We start from the raw sequence: 22556 nt of genomic DNA, 5'->3' as shown, positions 1-22556 counted from the left end.
GAGTAATAATGGCTTATTTGGAGAAATATAACAGCTGGATGAAATCTGCTTTTATAGATGAAATGACTAAAAAAGAATTGCAAGCAATAAAAGATGAAAAAGAAATTGAGGATAGATTTTATAAAGAGTTAGAATTTGGGACTGGTGGCTTAAGAGGTATAATAGGAGCTGGCACAAATAGAATGAATATATATACTGTTAGCAAGGCATCTCAAGGATTTGCTAATTTTTTAAATTCTAATTATAATAAGCCATCAGTAGCTATAGCTTATGATTCTAGAAATATGTCTATAGAGTTTGCAATGGCTACCGCATTAACTCTATGCGCTAACGGTGTAAAAGTATATTTATATGAATCTTTAAGACCAACGCCTATGTTATCATTTGCAGTAAGAGAGCTTAAATGTAGTGGAGGAGTTGTAATAACGGCTTCTCATAATCCTAAAGAGTATAATGGGTATAAGGTATATGGCCCTGATGGGGGACAAGTAACAGATAATGATGCTAAATCAATTTTAAGTTTTATAAATAAAGTAGCTGATTTTAAAGATGTAAAGTCTATTTCTGAAGAAAAAGCATTAGCAGAAGGATTATTAGAAATAATAGGTGAAGATATTGATAAAAGATATATAGAAAATGTAAAAGCTTTATCTATACAAAAGAATCTTATAAGAGATAAAGCATCTGAACTAAAAGTTATCTACACTCCTATACACGGAACAGGAAACATTCCAGTGAGAAGAGTGCTTAAAGAACTAGGATACACTAATGTAGAAGTTGTGAAAGAACAGGAACTTCCTGATGGAAATTTCCCAAGTGCTCCATATCCTAATCCTGAGGACCCTAAAGTATTTGCTATAGCTTTAGATATGGCTAAAACTTATAATCCTGACATAATATTCGGAACTGACCCAGATTGTGACAGGATAGGAGTAGTAGTAAAAGATAGAGCAGGAGAATTTAAAGTATTAACAGGAAATCAAACGGGAATACTTCTTACTAATTATATATTAAAATCACTAAAGGAAACTAATTCTTTGCCGGAAAATGGAGTAGTGATAAAAACTATAGTAACATCCGAAGGAGCGAAGAAGATAGCAGAAAAGTTTAATGTGGAGCTTCAAGATGTCCTTACAGGTTTTAAATATATAGGTGAAAAGATTAAAGAATTTGAAGAAAATAGCGACAAGAAATATATCTTTGGATTTGAGGAAAGCTATGGATATCTTTATGGAACATATGCTAGGGATAAGGATGCAGTTGTCGCAGCAGCTATGATATGCGAAATGGCTCTTTACTACAAGACAAAAGGTATGAGCCTATATGAAGCCTTACTTGATCTTTATGAAGAATATGGATGCTTTAAGGAAACTTTAGTGTCTATAGAGCTTAAAGGTAAAGATGGTCAGGAAAAAATAGCTTCTTGTATAGAGTATTTAAGACATTCTATGAAAGCCGCTATAGGAGATTGTAGAATAGTAAGTAAATTAGATTATAAGCTAGGAATAGAAAAAAATCTTATAACATTTGAAGAACATACTATAAATCTACCAAAATCAAATGTTTTAAAGTTCATACTAGAAGATGGATCATGGTTTGTAGTGAGACCATCAGGGACAGAACCTAAGATGAAAATTTATATAGCTGTAGTAGGAAAAGATATAGAAGATAGCGAAGATAAAATGAATAAATTTAAGGAAAAGATCACAAAAATAATAGATGAATCATTAAAATAATAATTTTGTTCATCCTTGCTCTATCTTTAGTAGCAAGGATGAACTTTGAAAGGATGTTTTTATGAATTTAAAAGAAAAGCTTTCAGAATTAATTTTTTTAGAGGTAAAGACTAAGGAATTAGAAAAGCTTTTGAATGTAAGCATTGATTGGAATGAGGAAGCTTTGTTTATGCCAATTAGCGCAAGTTATCTTTCTAAAAATATTAACGATAATAACAAAATAGATAACATACCTGTTTCTGAATTTATATTTGGAATGGCGCTAACAATTGGATGTGACAAAGAATTCAGATTTAATAATATATATAAGACTCTTATCAAAGAAATACCTGATGCAGTGTTTTATATTAAAAGTGTTGTTGCAGATTTTGTAAAAAATGAGAAGCTGGTATCTGCTTATGCTGTAGTGAAAGGCCTTATTGAAATAGAGGTAAATGAGGATAATTATGAAAAAGCATTGATAATAGCTGAAGCTTTAAGACAGAAAAACAGTGAATATAGAGATGAAGAACTTGTTATAATTGAGTCTATGAAAGATAAAGTTGAAAGTCCATTACCATACTTTTATGAATCTCTTATATATAAAGATGATGAAAGATATGATATGGCTATAATATCTTTGGATACATATTTTAAAAAGGGCGGAAAAAGAGAAATTCAAATTTTAGAGTTTGAAGAATGGCTTAGAAAATCTTCTAATTATGAAAAAGCTAAAGAAATTTTATATGAAGATCCATCTAAGGCATTAGAATTATTTTTGCCATTATTAGATGAAAATAGCGATAATCCTCTTATCTATTATCATATAGCTATTGCTTATAGATTGATTAATAATTATGAAAAGGCAATTTACTATCTAAATGAATCTGTAAATTTAGATGATAATATATTAGAAGTTGTAAATGAATTGGGACTTAATTATGCATCTTTGGGGGATTATGAAAGTGCATTAACTTACTTTAAAAAAGCATTTGAAGTTACAGGAAACATAGAATTCTGTACAAATATAATAATGTGTTATTTAAATTTAAATAACATGAAAGAGGCAAAAAAATATTTTGAGAAGGGAGAACAAATAGATAAAGAGGATGAGATTTTAAAAGACATTAAGAGATATTTCTAAGGGGGAAATCAAACATGGATTTAAAGCAATGCTTTAATACTATAGTAAAAAGAAAATATTTAATCATTATAATAACTTTAGCAGCAACTTTAATAAGTGCTATTTTTAGTTATTTTTTAATTAAACCAGTTTATAAAGCTGATATTTCTGTAATAATAGGTCAAGCTCAAACAGACGGAGCAAAAACTAATCAAAATTATAATGACATGCTTATGTACCAAAAGATGGTTAAAACTTATGGAGAATTTGCTAAATCAAGAACTGTAGCCAGCGATGTTATAGAAAAATTAGATTTAGATAAATCTGTAGACCAATTATTAGCTATGATTACTGTGGCACCGAAAGGAGATACGGATTTTTTAACTATTACAGTTGAATCTAAGGACAAGGGAGAAGCAGTATTAATAGCCAATCAAATGGCGAAATCTTTAAAAGAAGTTAGTAAAGAAGTTAGACAAGCAGACAATGTACAGCTTTTAGATGAAGCGCTTCCACCTAAAGGCCCAGCTAGTCCAAAACCTATTTTAAATATGGCTATAGCGTTCTTTTTGGGTCTTATGGTTTCAGTTGGAATAACATTTTTGCTTGAATATCTTGATAACACTATAAAGGATGAAGATGAATTAGAAGAACTTGTTGGACTACCTGTAATAGGTAATATACCATTTATAAAGGAGGCGGAGTAATATAATGAAAAATATTATTGTTTCTCAAAATCCTAAATCACCTGTTTCTGAGGCTTTTAGGACCCTTAGAACAAATTTACAGTTTTCTACTATAGATGATTCTATAAAATCATTAGTAGTTACATCACCAGGTCCCGGAGAAGGGAAAAGTACGGTGATAGCTAATTTAGCAGTTACAATGGCTCAAAGTGGTAAAAAGGTACTTTTAATAGACTGTGACTTAAGAAAGCCAAGTATACATAAAAAATTAGGAATTCCTAATAGCGGTGGAATGACAAACCTTTTAATACAAAAAAAACAGATAGATGAATGTATAATGGAGACCGAAATTCAGAATTTATATGTTATAACTAGTGGTCCAATACCTCCAAATCCAGCAGAGCTTTTAGGAAGCAAGAGAATGAAATCATTAATAAAAGAATTTGAAAATGTTTTTGATATAACATTAATAGATGCACCTCCAGTTTTAGCTGTTACTGATGCACAGATTTTATCAACTATTTGCAGCGGTATAATCTTGACAACAGCGCATGGAGAAAGTGAAAAAGAGGCTGTTATAAAAGCTAAAGAGTTACTTGATAAAACTGGCAGCAAAATTTTGGGTGTAGTTCTTAATAAAATACCTATGAAGAACTCTCGTAAATATGGAAAGTATTACGGAAAGTATTACGGAGCATATTATGAGCAGGATAAGTAATAAGGTGGATTTTCATAGTCATATAATACCAGGAGTTGATGATGGCTCAAGGAGTTTTGAAATGACTAGCTCCATGTTAGAAACTTCTAAAAGTGAAGGAGTAAAATATATAGCAGCCACATCACATTTTATATTGGGTGAAGTAGAGTACTCTAGAGCTGACTATGATTTAAGATTAAAAAATGTACAAGAAAATATTGAAGAAATAAATGTTGTTCCAGGTATGGAAGTGTATATTAATCCAGAATTGAAAAAGCTGTATAAAGAAAAGCGAATATGGACGATAAATAATTCTAGATATATGCTTATAGAATTGCCAATGAATGATTTTCCTGTTTATACAGAAGAGGTTTTTTATGAGTTAAGACTTGAAGGAGTAGTGCCAATTTTGGCTCATCCAGAGAGAAATAGAGCAATTATAAAAAACGAAGCACTGTTGGAATCTTTGATAGAGCAAGGAGCTATGGCGCAAATGAATGTAGGAAGCCTAACTGGTGCATTTGGAAAAACGGTTAAAGAGCTTGCAGAAAAATTAGTGAAGAGAAATTTGATACAAATTATAGGTAGTGATGCTCATAATGACAGGCATAGAACTACATCTGTAAATGAAGGAAGACATATCATAGAAAAAATTAACCCGGATTTATTTGAATGGATTGAAGATAATGAAGAGAAAATAATTCTTAATGAAGAAATTCAATGCTTAAATATATGTAATTATAAAGAAAAAAAGTTTTTTGACTTTTTTAAGAGAAAAGAAAGGAGATAATTGCATGATAGTAAAAAAAGCAATTATACCTGCAGCGGGGTTAGGAACTAGATTTTTACCAGCAACAAAAGCGCAACCAAAAGAAATGCTTCCAATAGTTGATAAACCAACTATACAATACATAATAGAAGAAGCTGTAGCTTCAGGAATAGAAGAAATTCTTATAATAACTGGACGTAATAAAAGAGCTATAGAAGATCATTTTGATAAGTCAGTGGAATTAGAACAAGAGCTAGAGCATAGTGGCAAGCAAGAACTTTTAGACATGGTTAGAGATATAAGCAACATGGTTAATATTCACTATATAAGACAAAAAGAACCTAAAGGTTTAGGCCATGCAATCCATTGTGCAAAAACTTTTGTAGGAAATGAGCCTTTTGCAGTAATGCTTGGTGATGATGTAGTAGATAGTAAAGTGCCTTGTTTAAAGCAGTTAATTGATTGTTTTGATGAATTTAAAACTTCAATTTTAGGAGTACAAACTGTTGCTGAAAGCGAAGTAGATAAATACGGTATTGTAAAAGGGCTTCATATAGAAGATAGAGTTTACAAGGTAAAAGACCTAGTAGAGAAACCTAAAGCTGAAGAAGCACCGTCTAATATTGCTATTCTGGGAAGATATATTATAACTCCAAAGATTTTTGAGATACTAGAAAATACTCCTCCAGGAAAAAATGGAGAAATTCAATTGACAGATGCATTAAAGCAGCTTATAAAGCATGAAGCTATGTATGCATATAATTTCGAAGGTAGAAGATATGATGTAGGCGACAAGATGGGATTTTTAGAAGCAAGTATTGAACAGGCATTAAAGAGAGCAGATCTTCAAGAAAGTCTGATGAAATATATAATCAGTCTTAAGGATAATAAACAATTCAAGGATCTTTACGAAAGGGTTATAAAAAATCAATAAGAATAAATGCTGAATTTTATTAAAGCTAGTAACGACTTAGTTGCTAGCTTTAATTGAAGATAAAAAAATGTTATGGTATAATCCTATAGAATATAATATGAGAAAATTGGATTTAAAGGTGATAATATGGCAAGAGAAAGAATGAAATTTTTAAATATTGAAGTTGACAATGTTAATATGGAAGAAACTATAGATGAAGTGAAAAATTTAATAAATGCTCCAGGATACCACTACGTTGTTACTCCAAATGCGGCTCACATAGTAATGTTGGAAGAAGATTTAGAGTTTAAAAAGGTCTATGATGATGCTGATTTAATACTCACAGACGGTATGCCTCTTATATGGATATCTAAGGTATATGGAACACCAATAAAAGAAAAGGTATCTGGTTCTGATGCTTTTCCTCTTATATGTAAGATGGCTGCGGAAAATGGCTATAAGATATTTATATTAGGAGCTGCAGAGGGGGTTGCGGCAAAGGCAGCGGAAAAACTTAAAGGAAAGTATCCTGATCTTCAAGTGGCAGGTACATATTCTCCTATTTACGGGTTTGAAAAAGATGAAAAAGAAATAAAGAAAGTTATAGATATAGTAAATGATGCGAAGCCTGATATACTTTTTGTAGGTGTTGGAGCTCCTAAGCAGGAGAAATTCATACACAAGTATAAAAATGAACTTAAAGTGCCAATATCATTAGGAATAGGAGCTGCTATAGACTTTGAAGCTGGAAATATAAAGAGAGCTCCAAAATGGATGCAAAAATCAGGTCTCGAGGGATTTTATAGATTTTTCAAGGAACCTAGAAGACTATTTAAAAGAGTGTTTATAGAAGACTTTAAGATATTTGGTTTAGCATTTAAATATAGAAAAAACAAATAGACCTTGTAAAGTTGATAAAACACTGAATTTATTAAAGGGTGATTGTATGAATTATTGTATGCAGTATTTAAAAACTGAAAATGTAAATCTGGTAAAAGATATGGGCATGATCCCATATAAGTTATATGAACTATATGGATTTAATTCGTGGGTATCCACTTTTGAAAATGGGGAGTATCCCTATTTAGAGAAAGAAGTTAAAGGATTGAAAATAGATTTTGTAAAAAGATATTTTAATAATTATACTTTAGATGGTACCATACATTTATGGAGAAATGCTAAAAACATAGATATACTTCAGATATTTCATGTTACTTTAAGTTCTGTTATGTATACTTATATGTACAAACTTAGAAACAAAGAAGGTAAAATATATCTAAAACTAGATTGCAGTTATAAACTTCCTGAAAGAATAAAATCTTTAAGTGGGATAGGAAAATCTATATTAAAAAAATTCTTTAATAAGATAGATTTAATAAGTGTGGAACAAGAGAAACTTTATGACGATTTAATAGAAGTAGCACCTTATTTAAATGGAAAACTCGTAAATATACCTAATGGATTAGACTTTAAGTATATGAAAAGTATAGATGCAAACTATGATTATGATAAAAAAGAAAATATAATACTTACTGTAGCAAGAATTGGAGCAGAAGAAAAGAGAATAGATATGCTTTTGGAGGCTTTTGCCTCCATAGACAATGTAGAGAATCTAGGATGGAAGCTGCACTTGATAGGACCTATAGAAGAAGATTTTAAAAAGAATATAGAGGAATTCTATATTAAATATCCAGCCTTAAAAGATTTAGTTGTCTTTAAGGGAAATATAGAAAATAGAGAAGAGCTTTATAAAGAATATGCAAAAGCTAAAATTTTTACATTGACATCAGAGTTTGAGAGCTTTGCATTTGTGTTTATTGAAGCTGCTGCATTAGGAGATGTTATTGTTTCAACAGATGTTGGTATCGCTAGAGAGCTTATAGATGGTGATAATGGTAAGGTTGTTGATATAAACGATAAAGATGGTTTTAGAGATTCATTACTTAAATACATGACATGTATGGATCTAAAAGAATGCAGTGAAAAAACTCGAGATTTGTGCTTAGAGAAGTTCGACTGGGATAATATAATAAAAAAATTACATGGATATTTATCCGATTTATAAAGCTCTTTTTTAGGAGCTTTATAAAATTATATATATTTAAAAAGGAGATTTCAAGCAATAATAGAATATATACGTATATAAATTTATAAATGCAAAGGGGAATGATTTATGTTAAGTACTATGAATCTAAGAGATTTTACAAATGACCTAGCATCTAACTCTCCAGCACCAGGAGGCGGAAGTGTTGCAGCATTAAGCGCGGCACTAGCAAGCTCATTAACTAGTATGGTGTTTAATTTGACAATAGGGAAGAAAGTTTATAATAACTACGATGAAGAAATAAAAACAAAGATAAAAGAAAACTTAGAATGTGTAACTAAATTAAAGGATGATTTTATAGCATCTATGGAAGAGGATGCTAAAGTATTTATGGAATTAATGTCTGCCTTTAAACTTCCTAAAGAAACTGAAGAGGAAAAGGCGTTTAGAAAAAAAGAAATAGATAAAGCTTATAAAGTAGCTTTAGATGTACCATATAGTCTTGCTAAATCATCTTTTGGTCTTTATGATAGCATATTAGTTGCTGCAAACTATGGAAATATAAACGCTATATCTGATGCAGGAGTTGCTGCCTTAATGCTTCAAAGTGCTATTGAAAGTGCGGTTTTGAATGTAAATATTAATCTTTCTTCAATGGAAGATGGGGAAGAAAAAGAAAAGATAAGAATTTGTTGTAGAGAATTAGTTGAAGAGGGAAGAGTTAAGAGAGATAAAATTCTTGATATAACAAATTCAAAAATAGGATAAAAATAAAAAACCAGCTCATGCTGGTTTTTATTTTTGAGGTAAATCATTTAAAGTTTTAAATTCAAATCCTTCATTTTCCCAGTGAGTTAAAACTTCATCTAAGATTTCTGTGTTTGTCTTAGAAACAGCGTGAAGTAATATTATTCCACCGTTATGTGTTCTTTTATAAATTGTATTTTTAGCCTTTTCATGAGAAGGTTGATTCTTAGGATCCCAGTCATGATAAGCAAAGCTCCAAAATATAGTCTTATATCCTAAGTCATCAGTATACTTTAAAGAACGCTCGCTATATTTGCCCATAGGAGGCCTAAAAAATTTTGGCATAGTAGCCCCATTAGAAATTTTAGCGAATTCCTCTTCTACAGCTGAAAATTCTTTTTGAAATTTATCTTTATCTGTTATAGAAGCCATAGATGGGTGTGTATCACTGTGATTGCAAACCAAATGACCTTCATCTACCATTCTTTTTACTATATCAGGATTTTGCTTTATGTATGGTTTTACTACAAAAAAAGCTGCTTTTGCATTATGTTTTTGTAGTACATCTAATATTTGAGGAGTATAGCCGTTTTCATATCCCTCATCAAAGGTTATATATAGAACTTTTTTTGATGTATCGCCTAAATGATAAGCGTTGTAGTTATTGATAAAACTTTGGCACTCCTTTGGACCTTCAGGTGGAAGACCATCGTTACGAACTTGAAAATACCAGTTAAGTTCTTTTGTTGATAGTGATGCTTCAGCGACCTCAGTAATATTTTCTTTACTATTTAAAGTTGGAACACAAGATTTGTTTACATATCCGCTGTTGCAACATAGGTTTGATAAGATTAGTAAGCTTAATAAAGCTGTTTTCATATTAATCACCTCACATTAAATTAAAATGCTGGTTACTACAAGACTCTCCTTTTAGTATTAGTAAAAATAAAAAAATAATTAATAAGAAACATGGAAATAATGTAATTTAAGTGCAGATTGTAAATGAAACATATTGATTATTAAAGTTAAGAGCAATGTACAGTTGAAAAGAGAGCTTATGTAAGGTATAATTTTATGAGGTCAGAAAGTTAGAATTAGAAAGGGATGTACATAGATGAAACTTGGAATAGTAGGATTACCTAATGTAGGGAAAAGTACTTTATTTAATGCAATAACTAAAGCAGGAGCTGAATCAGCTAATTATCCATTCTGCACAATAGAACCTAATGTAGGAGTAGTTAGCGTGCCTGATCATAGATTAGATGAACTTCAAAAATTATACGATTCAAAAAAGAAAATTTACACAGCAATTGAGTTTTATGATATTGCAGGTTTAGTTAGAGGTGCAAGTAAAGGCGAAGGTCTTGGAAATAAATTTTTATCTCATATAAGAGAAGTTGAAGCTATAGTTCATGTAGTTAGATGTTTTAATGATGAAAATGTAGTTCACGTGGATGGAAATGTTAATCCTATAAGAGATATTGAAACTATAAATCTAGAATTGATATTATCAGATTTGGAAGTTTTAGATAGAAGAATGGAAAAAGCATTGAAACTTGTAAGATCAGGAGATAAAAAGGCAAAGGAAGAGTATGCTTTAATGGAGAAAATAAAAGCTCATCTAGAAAGCGAAAAGCCTGTTAGAACTTTGGAAGTAACTGAAGAAGAGGATGAATTTATAAAGAGTCTTTTCCTTATAACGTCTAAGTCTGTATTGTATGCCGCAAATATATCAGAAGATGATCTTGTAAGCGGAAATTTAGAAAATGAATATGTAAAAATAGTTAAAGAATATGCAGCAAAAGAAAACTCAGAAGTTATAGTTGTATGTGCAAAGCTTGAAGAAGAAATGTCAACATTAGATGACGAAGAAAAAAGAGAGCTTTTAGAAGAATATGGACTAGAAGAAACTGGACTAGATAAGCTTGTAAAGTCAAGCTACAAACTTCTAGGACTTATGAGTTTCTTAACAGCAGGTCCTCAAGAAATAAGAGCATGGACAATAGTTAACGGAACTAAAGCTCCACAAGCTGCTGGAAAGATACACTCTGATATAGAAAGAGGATTTATAAGAGCAGAAGTAATTTCTTATGATAAGCTTATTGAGTGTGGTTCAGAAGCAAATGCAAAAGAAAAGGGATACTTTAGACTTGAAGGTAAAGATTATGTTATGGAAGATGGAGATGTAGTACATTTTAGATTTAATGTATAGCAGAACTTTACAAAGAATGAGGAGTGGCTTTTAAAGAAGCTAACTCCTTATTTTTATGTCAAAAAATAAAAATAAATCTCTAGATATACTAGAGATTTAAATACTGGCGGGAATATGTGGGAATCGAACCCACCCATGATGTTATTAGCACCACAACACGGTGTTGAAGACCGGCGAGCACACCAGCACTCATCTACTCCCATGTAAATTAACTGCAAATATATAATATGATTTTTTTGATACTTTGTCAAGAGATAATAAGGTGTAAAAGTTTTTATATGAAAATTTATATATTTTTCATATAAATTACTAATAAAAAGAAGGGTTTTTAAAATTCACATAGAATATTTAAAATGTGGATTAAAGTGGTGAGAAGTGGAGGAAAATAGAGGGATGTTTATAGGCGAATATTATCATGCTATAGACACTAAAAATAGAATGATAGTTCCTTCTAAGTTTAGAGATGACCTAAATGGCAAATTTGTTTTGACCAAGGGGTTAGATGGATGCCTTTATGGATATCCTATAGAAGAGTGGAAAACTCTTTCAGACAAGCTAAAAACATTGCCTCTCACAAATAAGAATGCAAGGGCTTTTGTAAGATTTTTCTTTTCAGGAGCTCATGAAATAGAAATAGATAAGCAAGGAAGAGCTTTAATTCCTCAAAACCTTATTGAATATGCCCATATAGAAAAGGACATAGTAAGTATAGGAGTATTGACTAGAATTGAAATATGGAGTAAAGAAGATTGGAATAATTATAATGATAGCAACGTAGATTTTGATGAGATTGCAGAAAAGATGCAGGAATTAGGCATATAAGAAGGAGATAATTATGGAATTTAAACACGTATCAGTATTACTAGAAGAATGTATGAAGGGTCTTAATATAAAAGAAGATGGAATTTATGTGGACTGTACTATGGGTGGAGCTGGACACTCGAGCGAAATTTTAAAGCACTTATCATCTGAAGGAAGACTTATAGGAATAGACCAAGATACTGAAGCTTTAAAAGCATCAAAAGAAAGACTTAAGGATTATGAAAATGTGACGTATGTTCATAATAACTTCTATAATATATATGATATACTTGAAAGTCTTAACATAGAAAAAGTAGATGGAATACTCATGGACTTAGGGGTGTCTTCATATCAGCTTGACAATGGCGAAAGAGGTTTTAGTTATATGAAAGATGCACCTCTTGATATGAGAATGGATAGAGACAATGGACTTTCTGCTTATGAGGTGGTAAATACATACTCTTTAGATGATTTATATAGAATCATAAAAGATTATGGTGAAGAAAGATTTGCAAAAAGAATTGCTCAATTTATAGTATCAAGAAGAGAGGATAAGGCCATTGAAACTACTTTTGAATTGGTAGATGTAATAAAAGCAGCAATTCCTGCTAAGGCTAGACGTGAAGGACCACATCCAGCAAAAAGAACTTTCCAAGCTATCAGAATAGAGGTTAATTCAGAACTAGCAATATTAAATAAAGCTATAGAAGATAGCATTGAAAAATTAAACGAAGGTGGAAGATTAGCAATAATAACATTCCATTCATTGGAGGATAGAATTGTTAAAACTAAATTTAAAGAATTAGAAAATCCATGTACATGTCCTAGGGAATTCCCTATATGTATTTGCGGAAAAAAACCAAAGGTTAAAGTAATTACGAGAAAGCCAATAGATCCATCAGATGAAGAGCTTGAAATTAATCCTAGAAGCAGAAGTGCAAAGCTTAGGGTAGCAGAAAAAATTTGTTCTAAATAAAATGGGGGTTGAATAATATGTTAACAGAGAAGGAATATGTAAATGGCAACAATGTAATATTGCCTAACAGAGAAGATGAAACCCGGGTAAATAGAGAGAACTTAAGAGTAAAAAAGAAAAATACTGCTAACAAAAATAAATTAAATGAAAAAAGGAAGAAGCAACATATAAATACTATAAAAGTTATAGCATTGGTATTTATATGCGGAATAATAGTAGTATGGAGGTATGGAGTAGCTTATAATGTTCAAAAACAATTGACAAGCATAAAATCTGAACAAAGCAATTTAATTAGAGCAAATGATAATCTAAAATTAGAGCTTAAGAAAGTCAACAATTTTAAGTACATAGAAGAAAATGCAGAATCGAAATTTGGAATGGTTAAACCAGACAATAACAATGTAATTATTGCTGACTTATCAAAAGACAATTTTAAAAATCAACAAGAAGAAAAGAAAAAGAGCGTAACTTTTATAAATAAAATTAAACAATTATTTGCAAATAATTAGCCCTTAGTAAATACTATGGGCTTAGCTTTTTCATCAATTATATGGAGGTATTATAGTGGCAAAAAGGGACTATAGAGATAAAGTTATTATAAAAAAAAGGATGACTGTAGTTTTACTTGGTATATTGTTGATGTTTTTACTTTTGACGGTAAGATTATTTTATTTAATGATTGTTCAAGGAAACTTCCTTTCTGATAAAGCAACTGAACAGTGGACAAGCGAAGTAAAGATTGCTGCGAAACGTGGCAGAATCTTGGATAGAAACGGAAATGAACTTGCTTTAAGTGCCAATGTTTATAGAGTGGATTTAGATTTAAATGCTATAAGAAAGTATAATAAAGACACTGGTACATCTATGGAGAGTTTAGCCGAGCAATTGTCACAAGCAGTTGATATGGAAAAAGATAAAGTGTTAAAAAAATTAATTCAAACTTTGCCAAACGGCGAACCTATGGGGTCTGCAAACCTTATTAGAAGAATAGAAAAAGTTGAAGCAGATAAAGTTGAAGCTTTAAAGCTTAAAGGTGTTATGATATCTCCAGATACAAAGAGGTATTATCCTAACGATAATTTCTTGGCCCACGTATTAGGTACCACTAATAGTGATGGAGAGGGACTTACAGGTGTTGAACTTACTTATAATAAGTATTTAGCAGGAACACCAGGTATGAGAATAACAGAATTGGACAGACATAGCTCTGAAGTACCTAGCATAATATCCGAATACACTAAACCAATAGAAGGAAAAGATGTTGCTCTTACAATAGATGAAAACATACAAATGTTTTTAGAGAAGGCTGCTAATCAAGCTATGAATGACACTAAGGCAAAAGCTGTAACTATAATTGCAGCAAACCCAGAAACTGGTGAAATCTATGGAATGGTAAATAAGCCGGACTTTAACCCTAACGATCCTAGAGGCAGTTCTAAGAGCAATGAAGATCTTCAAAGAATATGGAGAAATAGGGCCGTTAATGACACTTATGAACCAGGTTCTATATTCAAGATAATAACTGCAACTGCTGCTATGGAAGAAAAAATTGTCACCCCTGAAGATACTTTCAGCTGTGGAGGAAGTATTAAAGTTGGAAGCAATACAATAAAGTGCTGGAAGGCAGGTGGACATGGCACTCAACCATTCCCAGACATAATTAAAAATTCTTGCAACGTAGGATTCGTTCAATTAGGACAAAAAATAGGAAAAGAAACACTTCAAAAATATATAGAGTTATTTGGTTTTGGAAAAGTAAGTGGAATAGATCTTCCTGGTGAAGCTAAGGGTATAATTAAGTCAGTAGATAAAATGAGTGACGTAGACCTTGCAACAATATCCTTTGGTCAAACAAATACAGCTAATCCAATACAGTTTTTAGCGGCAATAAATGCTGTGGCAAACGATGGAGTTTGGATAAGACCTCATGTTATGAAAGAAATCTCTTACACAGATGAAAATGGAGAAAAACATGAAGAGCCTTATGATAATCAAGGTACCAAAAGATTAGTAAGTGCAGAAACTACACAAACCCTTAGAAAATATTTGGAAAGAGTTGTAACAGAAGGTAGTGGTAAGAATACTTATATTGAAGGATATCATATAGGTGGTAAGACTGGAACAGCTCAAAAGGTTATAGATGGAAGATATGCTCCAGGAAAGTATATATCATCTTTTGTAGGAATGGCTCCGGTGGATGATCCTAAGATAACTGTTTTAGTTTCTATTGATGAACCAAGCAATGGTGAATACTATGCAGGTCAAGTTGCTGCACCTATTGCTAAGATAGTGTTTAATGATATATTTAATTACATGAAATTTAAAGTTGATGCAAGTCAAGAAAGTGTTCAACAAAGTCTTAAGAATGATGTTATGATTCCAGAAGTTAGAGGAATGTCAAAGGATGAGGCTATAAAAATCTTAAATAAGGTAAAATTAAAAGTTGATATCAATGGAAGCGGAAGTTTCATAAGCGATATGAATCCGAAGCCAGGATATACTATAAAAGAAGGACAACAAATTATACTTTACACTGGAACATCATCAAACTATAATAAAGAGGTAGCAATGCCTGATTTAATAGGATGCACTCAGGAGAAGGCTGAAGAAATTCTAAAATCTTTAGGATTAAAGGCTGAATTCAAAGGAGAAGGATTAGTTACAGAGCAGGGAATAGACCCTGGGGAGATAGTAACAAAAGATTCTTCTATAACATTGATTTTAAGTCATGATGGACTAGAATAAGTGGATTTTTAAAGAATTATTTTAGGCATGTGGTATTTAAACTTTAAAGATTAAATGCTACATGCCAATATTATGTTTAAAGTTTATTTAAGGAGATGAATATATTGAAAGTTAAAGATCTTTTAAAGGATATAGACTACAAGATATTACAGGGTGAAGATAATATAAATATTGAAGGATTAAATTATAATTCTAAAGAGATAAAAGCTGGAGATGTGTTTTTTTGCATAAAAGGATTAAAATCAGATGGACATAAGTATGCAGAAAGTGCTATTAAAAATGGAGCTAAAGCGATAGTATGTGAAGAAAATATATCAAATAAAGATAACGAAGTGGTTATTATAAAAGTAGAGGATACCAGAAAAGCTTTGGCAATAGCGTCATCTAATTATTATGATAATCCAAGCAAAAAGATGAAGATTATAGGAATTACAGGCACTAACGGAAAAACTACAACTGCTTTTATGATGAAAAATGTTTTAGAGAAAGCAGGTTTTAAGGTTGGACTTATAGGAACTGTAGCTAATTATATTGGAGACAAAAAGCTTAAAGCTGAAAGAACAACACCTGAATCATTAGAGCTACATAAGTTGTTTAATGATATGGTAGAAGCTGGTGTGGACTATTGTGTTATGGAAGTTTCTTCTCACTCTTTGTACCTTCATAGAGTATATGGGATAAACTTTTCTGATTCCATCTTTACTAATTTAACTCAAGATCATTTGGATTTTCATAAAACTATGGAAAATTATTTTGAAGCTAAATGTATTTTGTTTAATAATGCTATAAATAAAGTAATAAATATAGATGATGACTATGGTAGGAGAATCACTTCTTTATTTGAAGGATGTAATACTTATTCTATTAATGAAGAAAGCAACCTTAAAGCTTTTGATATAGTAAATACATCTAAAGGGATAAGCTTTGATATTTTATTAGATGGGAAAACAGAAAATATAAAACTTATGATTCCAGGTATTCATAATGTATATAACAGTTTATCAGTTATAATGGTAGCACTATTAAATAATATAGATTTTAATAGTATAAAAGAGGGATTAAAGGCGGCTAGAGTTCCGGGAAGATGCGAACTAATAGAACATAATGATAAGCTTGATTTTGATATAATAATAGACTATGCTCATACACCAGATGCTCTTGAAAAAATTCTTAAAAGTGCTAGAGAGTTTACTAAAGGAAGGCTTTTATGTGTTTTCGGATGCGGTGGAGACAGAGATGTTACTAAAAGACCTATCATGGGTGAAACAGCATCGAATTTAAGCGATTTAATCTTTGTGACTTCAGATAATCCAAGAACTGAAGACCCTATAAAGATAATAGATGATATACTTAAAGGAATTTCAAAGAGTAATTATGTAGTTGAGGAAAATAGAAGAGAGGCTATATTTAAAGCTATTAAAGAAGGAAAACGTGACGATGTAATAGTAATAGCTGGAAAAGGACATGAAGATTATCAAATACTAAAAGACAAAGTTATAGACTTTGATGAGAGACAGGTAATAAAAGAGTTGTTAGAAAGATTATAGGAGGGATAAAAGTGATTAAATTATCCATAGATGAGATATTAGAAGCTGTAAATGGTAGCATTTATGTAGATGGTAAAGAATATAATTATAATAGCATTGAAACAGATACTAGAAATCTAAAGAATAACTGTATATTTGTAGCACTAAAAGGCTATAATTTTAACGGGAATGAGTTCGTTATAGATGCAATAAAAAAGGGAAGTATAATTTGTATCGTTGATGAATTAAAATTTTCTGAATCAGATATTCCTAAAGGAGCTACTGTAATTAAAGTTGAAGATACAAAAATAGCATTGCTTAACTTAGCAGAGGCTTATAGAAAAAAACTCAATATAAAAATCATAGGAATTACAGGATCTACTGGAAAGACATCAACAAAGGATGTAACAGCGGCGTTTCTAAGCTCTAAATTCAAAGTATTTAAAACCAAGGGGAATTTTAATAATGAAATAGGTCTTCCACTTATGATGTTTAAAATTGATGAGAGTTATGACTTAGCAGTATTAGAACTTGGTATGAGCAATTTTGGAGAAATACACAACTTAGCTAAAGCATGCAGACCTGATATTGCTCTTATAACAAACATAGGAATATCACATATTGAAAACTTAAAAACTAGGGAAAACATTTTAAAAGCTAAAATGGAGATTACAGATTTCTTCTCTCAAGACAATACACTTATAGTGAACGCAGACAATGATATGCTTTCTACTTTAAATGATGATTCATACGAAATATTAACTACATCTATAGAAAACAATGATTGTAATATAAAAGCTGATATTATAGAAGAAAATTTAAATAATATAGTATTTACAGTTATTGATGATGGTGAAGATAAAGGAACTATTACACTTCCATTAATGGGAATCCATAATGTAGAAAATTCTCTTTTGGCATATGGAGCGGCTAAGATATTAGGACTTACAATTGATGATATGCAAAAGGGATTAGAAAATTTAGAATGTACATCTATGAGATTAGACGTAATAGAAGCTCATGGAAAAACTATAATAGATGACAGTTATAATGCTAGTCCAGATTCAATGAAAGCTGCATTAAATGTTTTAAAGCAGTTTAATGGAAGGAAAATAGCTGTTTTAGGAACAATGAAAGAATTAGGTGATGAAAGCAAGAATTCACATAAAGAAGTCGGAGAATATACTAAGAAAAATGGAGTAGAGAAATTAATAGTCATAAGTGAATTTGAAAATGACTTTAAAGAAGGTTTTGGTGAAGATGGATTTTATGCTTATGCTTCAATTGCAGAGGCAAGATGTGGATTAGATGAAATTTTAAAAGATGGAGATATAATTTTAATTAAGGCTTCAAGATCTATGCATTTTGAAGAATTGGTTAAATATCTGAAGTAATAAGCTAAAGAGGGGAGGAATGCTCCGATATAAAGGAGTATAGTGGTAATTATGAGTGAAACGTTAGTAAATGTATTTAATTTTAGAACATTAATAGCTATTTTGTTAGGATTTGGGGTAGCATCATTGCTAGGACCTCTAATTATACCGATATTACATAAGCTGAAATTTGGTCAATATATAAGAAAGGATGGTCCTCAAAGTCATTTGAAAAAGGCTGGAACTCCTACTATTGGAGGAATAATATTTATTTTTGCTACATTAATAGGGACTATAATAATGACAAAAGGTATTGGCGATGAAGCTATGATTGCTCTTTATTCATTTATAGGATTTGGATTTGTAGGATTTTTAGATGATATTTTAAAAATTATTCACAAAGACAATCTTGGACTTAAAGCTGGTCAGAAAATGATTTTGTTACTTATAATCTCATTAGCACTAAGTTATTATGGATATAAATCCGGAGCTATAGGAAGCAAAATTTTGATACCTTTTATCAATATAAATTTTGATCTTGGAGTCTTTTATATTCCATTTGTAGTCTTTTATTTCTTAGCATACACAAATGCTGTTAATTTAACAGATGGGCTAGACGGACTTTCAACATCAGTGACTATTTTAGTTTTAACATTTTTTGCTCTAATAAGCTATGGAATGGCTCATTATAGCCTTTCTATATTCTGCTTTATATTAGTAGGTGCACTATTAGGATTCTTAAGATATAATGCATTCCCTGCCAGAGTGTTTATGGGGGATACAGGATCATTAGCTCTAGGTGGAGCAGTAGCTGCTGTAGCGATGATACTTAAGCTTGAACTATTGTCAGCAATAGTAGGCGGTATTTATGTTATGGAAACTATCTCTGTAATTTTACAGGTTTCATCTTTCAAGCTTACAGGAAAAAGAATATTTAAAATGGCTCCAATTCATCACCACTTTGAAAAGTGTGGATGGAGCGAAACAAAAATTGTAACGATATTTTCAATAACAACAGTTGTACTTTGCATAATTTCCTTTTTTAGCTTTTAGTAATTTTGAGGAGGATATAGAATGGAGTTTTTTAAGGATAAAAAAAAGCAAGAGGTGGACTTTGTATTATTCACCATCGTTATGCTTTTGCTAGCAATTGGGATAATAATGGTATATAGTGCTAGCTCCTATTCTGCCTTATATAAGGATAAAGATAGTATGCTTTATTTGAAGAAACAGCTTATATTTGGAACTTTAGGCGTTATATCAATGATGATTGTAATGAAAATAGATTATCATAAATATAAAAAATGGTCTCCATGGATATTGCTAGGGTGTATACCACTATTACTTTTGGTTTTTGTATTTCCTGATAGAAATGGAGCACAAAGATGGATTGAAATAGGTCCTCTTACATTTCAGCCTTCAGAGCTCACAAAATATGCCATAGTATTATTTTTATCATCTAGTGTTGCTAATAAAGGGGAGCGTATAAAGGATCTTAAACAAGGTCTATTTCCTTACTTATTAGTATCAGGTTTTTATGCTGGACTTATATTAGCAGAAAAAAATCTTAGTATAGCAACAGTTATAATGATGGTTACATTGATAATACTGTTTGTAGCAGGTGCGAAAGCAAAGCATATTTTTGGGCTTGTTGTGCCAGCACTTGGGGCTGCAGTCCTTGCATTAGCTTTTTCAGCTGACTATAGAAGAGCTAGAATGCTTAACTTTTTAAATCCATGGAAAGATGCAGCAGGAGACGGTTATCAGCTTGTTCAATCTTTCTATGCATTAGGATCAGGTAAGTTATTAGGATTAGGGCTGGGAAATTCAAGACAGAAGTGTTTTTATATGCCTGAACCACATAATGACTTCATATTTTCCATCATAGGAGAGGAACTTGGCTTTGTTGGAGCTGTATTTGTAATCTCTTTATTTATATTATTCATATGGAGAGGAATACTTATAGCTCAAAGAGCAAAGGATACTTATGGAACATTGCTTGCTATAGGAATAACATCTATAATAGCTGTTCAGGCAATAATAAATATAGCAGTTGTTACTGGTTCTATGCCTGTAACTGGAGTGCCATTACCATTCATCAGTTATGGAGGAACATCCTTAGTAATAACTATGACAGCCATGGGAATCCTACTTAATATATCAAAAGATGTGAAATAGCATTAAAAGTGTGCTTAATATTAATTGTTTTAAAAGGAACATTAATAATTTTTAAGCACACTTTATTTTTTATGGTTAACAAATAGTAAATAGATTGTAATTGTTTTTTAATTATTTTTTTAATGAAATTATTTATGGTAAATGTTATTATATTAATATGGAAGAAATTATAAGGAGGAAATATGGAAACACATAAAAAGTCATATTCAAAAGAAGAACTAAAAAAAAGAGTAGCAAAAAAAAGAAGACGAAAAGCGATATTCATCTGTTTGTTTTTATTGGCAGTGCTTGTCACAGTGTGTTTTAATATTCCGTATTTTAACATACAAACTATTGATATAAGTAAAAATAATATTTTAACTGAATCTGAAGTTTCTTGGCTTAATCAGAAGTATTTAGGACAAAATATATTTACTGCATCTAAAGAGGGAATAAGAAATGATTTGAAGGCTCAGCCTTATATAAAAAATGCTGTGATATCAAAAAAATTCCCTAATAAGCTTGTAATAACTTTAGAACAAAAACAAGGGAAATTTTTTGTAGAGCATGAGAAAAAGTATTACATATTTGATGAGGAATTAAATTTGTTAGAAGTAAAAGATGATATTTCAGATTTAAACCTTGTATCCTTAATAGGAATAGACATTAATTCTGTAAATGTGGGAGAAAAAGTTAATGGCTATGAGAAGATTGATAAGATTTTAAATGAAATAAGTAGTCTTATAGATGATAATCTTACAGATATAGTAATATCATCTGTAAATGTAGAAGACATAAGCAATATAAAAATATACTGTGGAAAATTAGAAGTGAAAATTGGAACAGGTGATGAGCTTAAAGATAAACTTAATAAAGCTTTTAACATAATACTTCAAGACAAGGCACTGCTTGAAAATAACGGATATATAGATGTAAGCTTTAAAGGCAATCCAGTTGTTTATAGACAGGATTAGGAGGGATAGTCATGAAAAAATATTCATCTCAAATAGCGGTTGCAACGGTATGTGCATTATTAGGATTTTTATTAAGCTATCAATTTAAGCTTTTAAATAGCGAAGAGAGGAAACTTGTAAATAATCCTAATGTTCAGCAAGACATAACAAAAGAAATAAGTCAACTTACTAAAGAAAAAGAAGAATATGAAAAGAAAAACAATGAGCTTATGAATCAGATAAAAGTTTATGAAGAATCAGCTACAAATGAAAATGCTGTGGCAAAGGAATTGAAAAACCAGTTAGATAATACAAGATTATTAATTGGAAGTGTGGACGTTACTGGTCCTGGAATTATACTTTATTTAAATCCTAAGACTAACGTGTTTTCCAGCAACATGGTAGCATCCTATATTACAGACAGAGAGCTAACTTATTTAGTGAATGAATTGTTTTTTGCTGGAGCAGAAGCGGTTTCTATAAATAATAAGAGAATAACTCTTCAAACAGGAATAAAGAGTAGTAGCGGAGGAAGTCAAATTTTAATAAATGATGAGAGAATATCTCCTAAAGAAACTATTATAATAAAAGCTATAGGAAATAAAAGTGCACTTATGGGAGGACTAAATTTTCACGGAGTTCTTGACTATGAATCTCTAACTTACTATGAAAAGAAGCTTGAAGAATCTGATAGTATTGAAATTCCTAAATATAACAAGTTATATAAATATGAATATATAAAACCTGTACAGTAATTGAGGTGAAGTTTTAATGATAGCATTTGTAGGTCTTTTAATTGGTATAATAGTTGGTATGTTGTGGGAAGTAAATATTCCTGATAAATTCTCTCCATACATGTCTGTAGCAATACTTGCATGTTTGGATTCAGTCTTTGGAGCAATAAGATCTTCTTTATCAAAAAATTTTCAAGCTGATATATTTATTTCTGGATTTTTTGGTAATGCAGCATTAGCTGCTGGCCTTGCTTATTTAGGAGATAAATTAGGTATTCCTATATACATGGCAGCGGTTATAGTATTTGGAGGAAGAATTTTTGATAATTTTGCAATAATAAGAAGGTTAATATTAGAAAAGACTAAATCTCATGATTAATGAGGT

General features: G+C 30.9%; 22 protein-coding genes and 1 tRNA gene. 21 read left to right on the top strand and 2 right to left on the bottom strand.

The window, feature by feature from the left end:
• The first annotated feature begins 8 nt into the window (after positions 1 to 8).
• The 9 genes from KQH81_RS08955 to KQH81_RS08915 all read left to right on the top strand — a co-directional run bounded on the left by KQH81_RS08955 (position 9) and on the right by KQH81_RS08915 (position 8715).
• Positions 9 to 1736: a phospho-sugar mutase gene (locus KQH81_RS08955; protein ID WP_230028111.1), complete on the top strand. Its 1728-nt coding sequence runs from the start codon at positions 9 to 11 to the stop codon at positions 1734 to 1736.
• 61 nt (positions 1737 to 1797) lie between these two features.
• Positions 1798 to 2859, top strand: a complete 1062-nt coding sequence (locus tag KQH81_RS08950; protein WP_027638309.1) for a tetratricopeptide repeat protein — start codon at positions 1798 to 1800, stop codon at positions 2857 to 2859.
• A gap of 14 nt (positions 2860 to 2873) precedes the next feature.
• Positions 2874 to 3545, top strand: coding sequence for a YveK family protein (locus KQH81_RS08945; protein ID WP_027638310.1), 672 nt, complete (start codon positions 2874 to 2876; stop codon positions 3543 to 3545).
• A 4-nt stretch (positions 3546 to 3549) separates the two neighbouring features.
• Complete coding sequence (locus KQH81_RS08940) at positions 3550 to 4242, top strand: CpsD/CapB family tyrosine-protein kinase (protein WP_180269189.1); 693 nt, start codon at positions 3550 to 3552, stop codon at positions 4240 to 4242.
• Positions 4226 to 5011, top strand: a complete 786-nt coding sequence (locus KQH81_RS08935) for a tyrosine-protein phosphatase (protein ID WP_099335522.1) — start codon at positions 4226 to 4228, stop codon at positions 5009 to 5011. Before KQH81_RS08940 ends, KQH81_RS08935 begins: the two co-directional genes overlap by 17 nt.
• A 4-nt stretch (positions 5012 to 5015) precedes the next feature.
• Complete coding sequence (galU, locus tag KQH81_RS08930) at positions 5016 to 5924, top strand: UTP--glucose-1-phosphate uridylyltransferase GalU (protein WP_027638313.1); 909 nt, start codon at positions 5016 to 5018, stop codon at positions 5922 to 5924.
• A 126-nt stretch (positions 5925 to 6050) separates the two neighbouring features.
• Positions 6051 to 6803 carry a WecB/TagA/CpsF family glycosyltransferase gene (locus KQH81_RS08925; protein WP_230028108.1) on the top strand — a complete coding sequence of 251 codons (753 nt, stop codon included), beginning with the start codon at positions 6051 to 6053 and terminating at the stop codon, positions 6801 to 6803.
• A gap of 46 nt (positions 6804 to 6849) precedes the next feature.
• The gene (locus KQH81_RS08920) at positions 6850 to 7968 is read left to right on the top strand and encodes a glycosyltransferase family 4 protein (RefSeq protein WP_027638315.1); all 1119 of its coding nucleotides are present in this window, start codon (positions 6850 to 6852) and stop codon (positions 7966 to 7968) included.
• Positions 7969 to 8076: 108 nt separating this feature from the next.
• The gene (locus tag KQH81_RS08915; RefSeq protein ID WP_027638316.1) at positions 8077 to 8715 is read left to right on the top strand and encodes a cyclodeaminase/cyclohydrolase family protein; all 639 of its coding nucleotides are present in this window, start codon (positions 8077 to 8079) and stop codon (positions 8713 to 8715) included.
• 27 nt (positions 8716 to 8742) lie between these two features.
• Here the strand turns inward: KQH81_RS08915 and pdaA are convergent, their stop codons facing one another.
• Complete coding sequence (gene pdaA / locus KQH81_RS08910; protein WP_027638317.1) at positions 8743 to 9573, bottom strand: delta-lactam-biosynthetic de-N-acetylase; 831 nt, start codon at positions 9571 to 9573, stop codon at positions 8743 to 8745.
• Between the two features lie 235 nt (positions 9574 to 9808).
• On the opposite strand from pdaA, the gene ychF reads away from it, so the two are divergent.
• Positions 9809 to 10906, top strand: a complete 1098-nt coding sequence (ychF, locus tag KQH81_RS08905; protein WP_027638318.1) for a redox-regulated ATPase YchF — start codon at positions 9809 to 9811, stop codon at positions 10904 to 10906.
• Between the two features lie 104 nt (positions 10907 to 11010).
• Here ychF and KQH81_RS08900 read toward each other — a convergent pair.
• Positions 11011 to 11107 (bottom strand) — tRNA-Sec (locus KQH81_RS08900).
• Positions 11108 to 11299: 192 nt separating this feature from the next.
• Between KQH81_RS08900 and mraZ the strand changes: the two genes are divergently transcribed.
• The 11 genes from mraZ (at position 11300) to KQH81_RS08845 (ending at position 22550) form a co-directional block, all read left to right on the top strand.
• The gene (gene mraZ, locus KQH81_RS08895) at positions 11300 to 11728 is read left to right on the top strand and encodes a division/cell wall cluster transcriptional repressor MraZ (protein ID WP_027638319.1); all 429 of its coding nucleotides are present in this window, start codon (positions 11300 to 11302) and stop codon (positions 11726 to 11728) included.
• A 13-nt stretch (positions 11729 to 11741) separates the two neighbouring features.
• Positions 11742 to 12683: a 16S rRNA (cytosine(1402)-N(4))-methyltransferase RsmH gene (gene rsmH, locus KQH81_RS08890; protein WP_027638320.1), complete on the top strand. Its 942-nt coding sequence runs from the start codon at positions 11742 to 11744 to the stop codon at positions 12681 to 12683.
• A 17-nt stretch (positions 12684 to 12700) separates the two neighbouring features.
• Positions 12701 to 13192, top strand: a complete 492-nt coding sequence (locus tag KQH81_RS08885; RefSeq protein WP_051196205.1) for a septum formation initiator family protein — start codon at positions 12701 to 12703, stop codon at positions 13190 to 13192.
• A gap of 55 nt (positions 13193 to 13247) precedes the next feature.
• Positions 13248 to 15428 (top strand): stage V sporulation protein D, encoded by a 2181-nt coding sequence (locus tag KQH81_RS08880; protein ID WP_099335521.1) that lies wholly within the window; start codon positions 13248 to 13250, stop codon positions 15426 to 15428.
• Between the two features lie 104 nt (positions 15429 to 15532).
• The gene (locus KQH81_RS08875; RefSeq protein ID WP_027638322.1) at positions 15533 to 16975 is read left to right on the top strand and encodes a UDP-N-acetylmuramoyl-L-alanyl-D-glutamate--2,6-diaminopimelate ligase; all 1443 of its coding nucleotides are present in this window, start codon (positions 15533 to 15535) and stop codon (positions 16973 to 16975) included.
• Positions 16976 to 16986: 11 nt separating this feature from the next.
• Complete coding sequence (locus KQH81_RS08870) at positions 16987 to 18348, top strand: UDP-N-acetylmuramoyl-tripeptide--D-alanyl-D-alanine ligase (RefSeq protein WP_099335520.1); 1362 nt, start codon at positions 16987 to 16989, stop codon at positions 18346 to 18348.
• 51 nt (positions 18349 to 18399) lie between these two features.
• Positions 18400 to 19380, top strand: coding sequence for a phospho-N-acetylmuramoyl-pentapeptide-transferase (mraY, locus tag KQH81_RS08865; RefSeq protein ID WP_027638324.1), 981 nt, complete (start codon positions 18400 to 18402; stop codon positions 19378 to 19380).
• Positions 19381 to 19401: 21 nt separating this feature from the next.
• Positions 19402 to 20505: a stage V sporulation protein E gene (gene spoVE / locus KQH81_RS08860; RefSeq protein WP_027638325.1), complete on the top strand. Its 1104-nt coding sequence runs from the start codon at positions 19402 to 19404 to the stop codon at positions 20503 to 20505.
• A 182-nt stretch (positions 20506 to 20687) separates the two neighbouring features.
• Positions 20688 to 21458 (top strand): cell division protein FtsQ/DivIB, encoded by a 771-nt coding sequence (locus tag KQH81_RS08855; protein WP_099335519.1) that lies wholly within the window; start codon positions 20688 to 20690, stop codon positions 21456 to 21458.
• Between the two features lie 11 nt (positions 21459 to 21469).
• Positions 21470 to 22192 carry a DUF881 domain-containing protein gene (locus tag KQH81_RS08850; protein ID WP_099335518.1) on the top strand — a complete coding sequence of 241 codons (723 nt, stop codon included), beginning with the start codon at positions 21470 to 21472 and terminating at the stop codon, positions 22190 to 22192.
• Between the two features lie 16 nt (positions 22193 to 22208).
• Positions 22209 to 22550 (top strand): small basic family protein, encoded by a 342-nt coding sequence (locus KQH81_RS08845; protein ID WP_027638328.1) that lies wholly within the window; start codon positions 22209 to 22211, stop codon positions 22548 to 22550.
• The last annotated feature ends 6 nt before the right edge of the window (positions 22551 to 22556 follow it).

Source organism: Clostridium cadaveris, from assembly GCF_020911725.1.
GTDB lineage: Bacteria > Bacillota > Clostridia > Clostridiales > Clostridiaceae > Clostridium_X > Clostridium_X cadaveris.
The sequence above is the reverse complement of the archived record's forward strand: the minus strand, read 5'-3'. Positions and strand labels throughout refer to the sequence as shown.